General features: G+C 64.8%; 7 protein-coding genes. 2 read left to right on the top strand and 5 right to left on the bottom strand.

The window, feature by feature from the left end:
* The 4 genes from ISS20_RS22320 to ISS20_RS22305 all read right to left on the bottom strand — a co-directional run.
* A partial coding sequence (locus ISS20_RS22320; RefSeq protein ID WP_291439661.1) for an ABC transporter ATP-binding protein occupies positions 1-766 on the bottom strand: 766 nt, incomplete at its 3' end.
* Positions 767-811: 45 nt separating this feature from the next.
* Complete coding sequence (locus ISS20_RS22315) at positions 812-1615, bottom strand: ABC transporter permease (protein ID WP_099729984.1); 804 nt, start codon at positions 1613-1615, stop codon at positions 812-814.
* A gap of 13 nt (positions 1616-1628) precedes the next feature.
* Entirely contained in the window at positions 1629-2510 is an 882-nt protein-coding gene (locus ISS20_RS22310; protein WP_291439658.1) for an ABC transporter permease, read from the bottom strand.
* 280 nt (positions 2511-2790) lie between these two features.
* A complete protein-coding gene (locus tag ISS20_RS22305; RefSeq protein ID WP_291439656.1) occupies positions 2791-3897 on the bottom strand; it encodes an ABC transporter substrate-binding protein in 1107 nt (368 codons plus the stop codon).
* Between the two features lie 279 nt (positions 3898-4176).
* On the opposite strand from ISS20_RS22305, the gene ISS20_RS22300 reads away from it, so the two are divergent.
* Positions 4177-5034: a TauD/TfdA family dioxygenase gene (locus ISS20_RS22300; protein ID WP_291439655.1), complete on the top strand. Its 858-nt coding sequence runs from the start codon at positions 4177-4179 to the stop codon at positions 5032-5034.
* Positions 5035-5154: 120 nt separating this feature from the next.
* Positions 5155-6519 carry an LLM class flavin-dependent oxidoreductase gene (locus ISS20_RS22295; RefSeq protein ID WP_291439653.1) on the top strand — a complete coding sequence of 455 codons (1365 nt, stop codon included), beginning with the start codon at positions 5155-5157 and terminating at the stop codon, positions 6517-6519.
* Between the two features lie 56 nt (positions 6520-6575).
* On the opposite strand, the gene ISS20_RS22290 is transcribed toward ISS20_RS22295, so the two are convergent.
* The coding region (locus ISS20_RS22290) for a universal stress protein (protein ID WP_291439651.1) at positions 6576-6969 on the bottom strand (394 nt) is incomplete at its 5' end.

Raw genomic sequence — 6969 nt, 5'->3', positions numbered from 1 at the left:
GGTCGGCTGCCGGGTGGCCGGAGAACTCGCGCAGCACGCTGTCCTTGATGGCGGTGAACGCGTGGGAGGTGCGCTCGCGCGGATGGGGCAGCCCCACCGGAACGGTGCGGCGGATGCGGCCGGGGCGCGGCTCCATCACGACCACGCGGTCGCCCAGGTACACGGCCTCCTCCACGTCGTGGGTCACCAGGATCATGGTGATGCCCTCTTGTTGCCAGATGCGGTGCAGCTCCTGCTGCAAGTGGGCGCGGGTCATGGCGTCGAGTGCGCCAAAGGGTTCGTCCAGCAGCAGGATGTCGGGCCGGTTGACCAGCGCCCGCGCAATGGCCACGCGCTGCGACATGCCGCCCGAGAGCTGGTGCGGATAGGCGGTCTCGAACCCCTCCAGCCCCACCAGCGCAATGTGCTCGCGCACGGTGGCGCGCTGCTGTCCTTCGGTCAGGCTGGAGTTGAGCAGGCCCAGCGCCACGTTCTTCTCGACCGTGAGCCAGGGGAACAAGCGGTGCTCCTGGAACACGATCCCCCGGTTGAGGCTGGTGCCCACAATGCGCTGGCCGTTGAGCAGGATCTCGCCCTGGTAATCGCCCTCCAGGCCAATCACCAGCCGCAGCAGCGTGGACTTGCCGCAGCCGCTCGAGCCCACGATGCTTACGAACTCGCCGGGCTCGATGGTGAGGTGGATGTCCTGCAGCACGGGCAGGGCTTCGCCCTTGACCTCGTACTGCTTGTTCAGGCCGCGAATGGCCAGGGTACCGGCGTGTGCCATGTTGATTTCCTTGTGTTCGTATGCGTATGCGATGCGTCAGCGGCATCAGTACCTGGCGATCGTGCGATCACGCCAGGCCAGCAGGCGCTTTTCCAGTGCGGCCAGCAGCGCGTTCAGTACAAAGCCCACCAGGCCCACCACCACCACGCCAAACAGCACCAGGTCCATCCAGAAATGCTCGCGCCCATCGATCAGCGTGTTGCCAATGCCCTTGCCAGAGGCCAGCAGGTATTCGGCCCCTAGCGTGGCCAGCCAGCTGTAGATGAGGGAGAGCTGGATTCCAGTAAACAGTGAGGGCGCGGCGGCAGGCGCCACCACACGGCGCAGCGTTTGCCACACGCTGAACTCGTACACGCGGGCCACCTCCAGGTACTCACGCGGCACGCTGCGCAGGCCCTCCAGCGTGTTGAGCACCACCGGAAAGAACGCCGCCATGGCGACAAACGCTACCTTGGCGGTATCGCCCAGGCCAAACCACATCGACAGCATCGGAATCCACGCAAACAGCGAGATCTGCTTGAGCGTGTGGAACGTGGGCCCCACCAGCCGCTCGGCCCAGCGCGACCAGCCCAGCAGCGCACCCACCGCCAGCCCGATGCCGGAGCCAATGCCGAACCCCCAGGCCATGCGCCACAGGCTGGCCGACAAGGCCACCCACAGTTCGCCGCTGACAACCTGGCCCACACCGCGCTGCCATACGGCCAATGGCGATACCAGCAGGGGCGAATCGGACGCCCCCGAAGCCACCACCGCCCACCACACGGCCAGGATCAGCACGGGCAGCACCCAGCCCCGCAGGCGTGCGGGCACTTTTTGGAACACGTTGCGTTGCACGTTCACAGAAGACATTGGCACACCCCGCTCACAAACCCGGCTTGCGCCAGCGCAGCAGCCAGGCCTCGGACACGGCCAGCAGCTTGTCGATCACAAACCCCACGATGCCCACGGCCAGCACGGCGGCCAGCACCACGTCCAGCTGAAAGAGCTGGCGGCCATAGACGATGAGGAACCCAATGCCCTCCGATGACGCCAGCAGCTCCACCACCACCAGCGCCAGCCATGCATGCGTGAGGCCATAGCGCACGCCGTTCCAGATGGGTGCCGTAGCCGCCGGAAACACCACCTTGCGCAGCATCTGCCAGCGGGTGAAGCCATACACACGCGCCACCTCCACCAGCCGGTTGGGCACGTTCTGAATGCCCTGGCAGGTGTTGATGGCCACCGGCACCAGGGCCGCCTTGGCGATCAGCAGAAACTTGAGCCCCTCGTCAATGCCCACCACCAGGATCAGCAGCGGCAGCCAGCCAATCACCGGCACCTGGCTGAAGGCCTTGAACAATGGGAAGAAGTAGTCACGGAATGTCGGCGACAGGCCCATGGCACCACCCAGCACCAGGCCCAGCGACAGGCCGATGCCAAAGCCCGCAAACACACGGACCATGCTGATGCGCAGGTGGTCCCACAACTCTCCGCTGGCCAGCAGCTCGCCAAACACCTTGAACACGGCGGCGGGCGGCGGCAGCACCTGCTCGGGCACCCAGCCCCACAGGGCGGAGAGCTGCCACAGCGCCAGCACGGCCAGCGGAAAGGGCCAGGCCCAGAGCGAACGCCTCGCCCAAGTCCAGGCAGCGTTTTGCCTTGCCGCTACGGGGCGGCGCGTGGGGGCATCCGGCAGCGCGTCCAGCGGGCTCACGGGGCTGCCTGGCCCGGCCGCGTTCAGTGCGGGTATCGCCATCTTTTGCATTTCCTTTGTGGGTGGTGGAGCTGCTACCACCTAGGGTGAGCGCAGCGCCATCAATAACAACCAAAAGAAATGTAAAAGACGTTTGTTATAAAAATAAATGGTTAATACTCATATGCAATGACAAAGATGTTTGCGGCATGAGCAGCGAGGCCTGCGTTATGAGGTTGCCTCGGCGCAGGCACAAAAAACCCGCCGCGCACAAGGTGCGGGCGGGTTGCAACGAGCGGTGGTGAGCGGCTTTTCCGGGCTTGGACACCGTGGTTTGGATTGGAGACCTGGATCAGGGGGCGGCGACCAGATCCCCATTGGCGCCATACACAGGCCAGTAGCTCTCCAGCTTCAGCTCCTTGAGTGCAGCGTTCAGATAGCGGCGGTCAAACCAGCTATCGATCTCTGGCTTCTTGCGGATGAGTTTGAGCTTGTGGGCCTCGTCAGCCGCGTCCTTGTAGCGCGCCACCAGAAATGGGTCGAGCAGGGGCGACAGGCGCACGCGCAGCGGCTGGCCAATGAAGTCTTCGCGCCACACCTTCTCGGCGTACTCGGCCTTGCCCCACTGCGCAAACAGTTCGGCACGGCGGTTTTCGTCGGAATATTTATGGGCGTACAGCACCACGGTCTTGACCACGCGCTCCACCGCCTTGGGGTGGCGTGCGGCGAAGTCGTCGGTCACCAGCAGCGCAGTCTGGCGGGTGTACTTATAGGAATCTTCTGCAGCCGACCACACAACCTTGGCCAGGCCCTGGTCACGCAGCTTGAAAAAACCCACATAGCCAAATGCGGCGTCGATGTCTTTGCTGACCAACGCCGCCTCAGCGCTGGGCAAATCCAGATTGAGCAGTTTCACATCGCGCTCGCTCAGACCCTTGTCGGCCAGCGCGCGCACGGCTGCCAGATGCAGGTTGGTGCCCTTGAACACGGCCACCTTGCGACCCTTGAGGTCTTCCAGGCGGCGGATGTTGGAGTCGGGCGGCACCGCCAGATAGAGCCCGCCGCGCACACCACTGCCCAGAATGATCTTCGTCTTCACGTCACTGGCCCGGTGCACGATAGAGGGCAGGTCGCCCTGCCACGCAAAGTCCAGTTGCTTGTTGACCAGTGCCTCATTGACGGCCGGGCCTGCGCCCTTGAAGAAGGTCCATTGCACCTTCACGCCGTCCTTCTTGAACTCTTCTTCCAGCGCGCCGTCGGTGTACGCCAGGGCGGCCGAAGTACCACCGTGGCGCACCGGGTCGCTGCCCACGCCGCCGGTGGCAATGCCGATGCGAATCACCTTCAGGGGGTCTTGCACCTGCGCGGCTGCGCCACCCGCCCACAGGTCCAGGGCCACCGCCGCGCAGGCTGTCGTGGCAGCCCTCCAGAGCGCTGTTTTCCATTGCGTGTTTTTCATCTGTTGCCCCTTCGTGCCTGTTGTCGTGCCTGTTGTCGTGCCGGTGTGCGTGCGCAATCTGCTGCACACATCGCCAATCACTCTAGGCAGGCCCCGCGCGTGGGCCAACGACCAAAAACAGATATCCAAATTTGCGGATGGCAGGCCCATGCGCGCCAGTGCAAGGCGCAGTTTTCCGACTATGCATATGCGAACTGCTTCGTTGATGCGCTTCCTGCGCGCTGTCCCAATCGTGTGGGAGTTCTCTTTCATCACCCCACCGTTTCAGAAAGTAGCGCCATGTCCAAGATCAACGATTTGCACCCCACTTTCACCCGCTTTGCGGTAGAGCCCTACACCCCCACCATCGGGGCAGTCATCCACGAGCTGGACCTGCGCCAGCCCCTGGACGCCGCCACGAAGGCCGAGCTGCGCCAGGCGCTGGCCGCGCACGAGGTGCTGTTCTTCCGCGACCAGCACATCACGCCGCAGCAGCAGGTGGACTTCACCCGCAGCTTTGGCAATGTGGCCGAGGTGAAGGCGTTCTTCCCCCGGCTGGAGAGCCACGCCGAGATCGAAATCGTGGAGAGCACCGCCGAGCGCCCCAAGGCGTCCAACCAATGGCATGCGGACATCACCTGGCGCCAGCAACCGCCGCTGGGCACCAGCCTCTATGCACAGGTGATTCCTGCCAGCGGCGGCGACACGCTGTGGGCCAGCCTCACGGCCGCGTACGCCAGCCTGCCGCCCGCCTTCCAGGCCTACCTGGAAACGCTCACGGCCGTGCACACCTGGGAGATCAGCGGCTGGACGGAGTACCTGCTGCGCAAGGACGCCAGCGGCGAAGAACTGAAGGCCGCCCGCGCCAAGTACCCGCCCGTGGAGCACCCCGTGGTGCGCGTGCACCCCGTCACGGGCAAGAGGATCCTGTATGTGAACCCCACCTTCACCAGCCACATCAAGGGCCTGCACCGCACGCACAGCGATGCGCTGCTGACCCAGCTGTTTGCCCTGCCGCAGGTGGCCGAGTTCCAGGCCCGCCTGCGCTGGGCGCCGGGCACGCTGGCCGTGTGGGACAACCGCTCCACCCAGCACTACGCAGTGGGCGACTTCTTCCCGCAGCACCGCAAGCTGCATCGGATCACTATCACTGAATAACCCCAAGAGATAGCCCCCTCTGAGTCGCCTTCGACGCCATCCCCGTGGGGGCGCACTCCGTGGCCCGGCCAAGCCGGTTTCGCAGGCTGCCAGCCATTCCCACAAGTTTTGGAAATGCACATGACCCAACCCGATACCTCCAGAAAGCTGCGCCTCGGCGCTTTCATCATGGCCACGGGCCACCACGTAGCCGCCTGGCGCCACCCGGGCTCTCAGGTCGATTCGGGTGTCAACATCGATCACTACATCGAGGTCGCCAAAACAGCCGAACGTGGCCTGTTTGACCAGGTGTTCGTGGCCGACAGCCCCGGCGTGTGGCACAAGGGCGACCGCGAGTCCTTCAGCCGCCAGGGACGTATCTCGCACTTCGAGCCCGTGACGCTGTGGGCGGCGCTGTCGGTCGTCACCAAGCACATCGGCTTTGTGGCCACAGCCTCCACCACCTACGAAGACCCCTACCTGCTGGCGCGCAAGTTTGCGTCGCTGGACCACATCAGCAAGGGCCGGGCCGCCTGGAACGTGGTGACCACCAGCGCCGAAAACGTGCACGGCAACTTTGGCCTGGACACGCACCCGGACCCCGCCACGCGTTACGAGCGTGCCCACGAATTTGTGGACGTGGTCAAGGGACTGTGGGACAGCTTTGACGACGACGCCCTGGTGCGCGACCAGGCAAGCGGCATCTACTTTGACCCCGACAAGCTGCACGCACTCAACCATGTGGGCAAACACCTCAAGGTGCAAGGGCCGCTCAACATCGAGCGCTCGGTGCAAGGCCACCCAGTGATTGTGCAAGCCGGCTCTTCGGAAGACGGCAAGGAACTGGCCGCCGCGACGGCCGAAGCCATCTTCACCGCCTGGACCAGCCTGGCCGAGGCCCAGGCCTTCTACAAGGATGTGAAGGGTCGCATGGCCAAGTACGGCCGCAGTCCTGAAGAACTGCTGGTGCTTCCCGGCATCTCCCCCGTGATTGGCCGCACCGAGGCAGAAGCCCAGGCCAAGTGGGCCGAGCTGCAGGCCCTGATCCACCCCAGCGTGGGCCTGGCCACTCTCACCCCCTTCTGGCCCGGAGAGGATCTGTCGAAGTGGAACCTTGACGCACATCCGCCGTACATCCCCGAGCCACCCAAGGGCATCAACAGCCGCGCCCACGTGGTGTTGGAGCTGGCCCGGCGAGAGAAGTACACCGTGCGTCAGCTGTACGAATACCTCGCCGGTGCACGCGGTCACTGGGTGGTGATCGGTACACCCGAGACCATTGCCGACCGCATGCAGGAATGGTTTGAGAACGGGGCGGCGGACGGCTTCAACGTGATGCCGCCTGTGTTGCCCCAATCACTCAACGAGTTTGTGGACCTGGTGGTGCCTGAACTGCAGCGGCGCGGCCTGTTTCGCACCGCCTACGAAGGCACCACTCTGCGGGAAAACCTGGGCCTGGCACGGCCCGCGAGCCGGTACACAACGCTGCTCGCGAAGGCGGCCTAGGCCTCATGCATGGCGAGCACAGTGACCTCGGCAGGGCTGTCCGCAGGGCTCCTTAGTCATGTGCCACCCTGCAGCGCCGCAGGGTTGGGATGGCTCGGCAGGCTCGGCTGGCCTGCCTTGACACGGCGCACGGGCAGATCGGTCGCAAGGCGTTTCAGGGCGGCCCCCCGGGATGCGGATTGAAAGCCGTGTGGTACCACCAGCACGTCCGTGCGAGCTTCACGCAGGATGCGTTGGGCAACGCTCTCGAACAGCCAGTCTGCCCACCTGGACGCGGGATGCTTGCCCACCACGATCAGGTCGGCCCCGGCACCTTGCTGTGCCACCAGCACCTGCCGCGCCGGGTCGCCCCGGCCAATGGAGGATGAAAGCCGGTTGCGCCGCGCATCGTACGAGTCGGTCAGCGTGAACATGCGGTCCTGCGCATGGCGCCTGCACTGCTCGCGGTAG

The organism is Acidovorax sp., from assembly GCF_016783915.1.
In the GTDB taxonomy this organism is placed as follows: Bacteria; Pseudomonadota; Gammaproteobacteria; order Burkholderiales; family Burkholderiaceae_C; genus Acidovorax.
The sequence above is the reverse complement of the archived record's forward strand: the minus strand, read 5'-3'. Positions and strand labels throughout refer to the sequence as shown.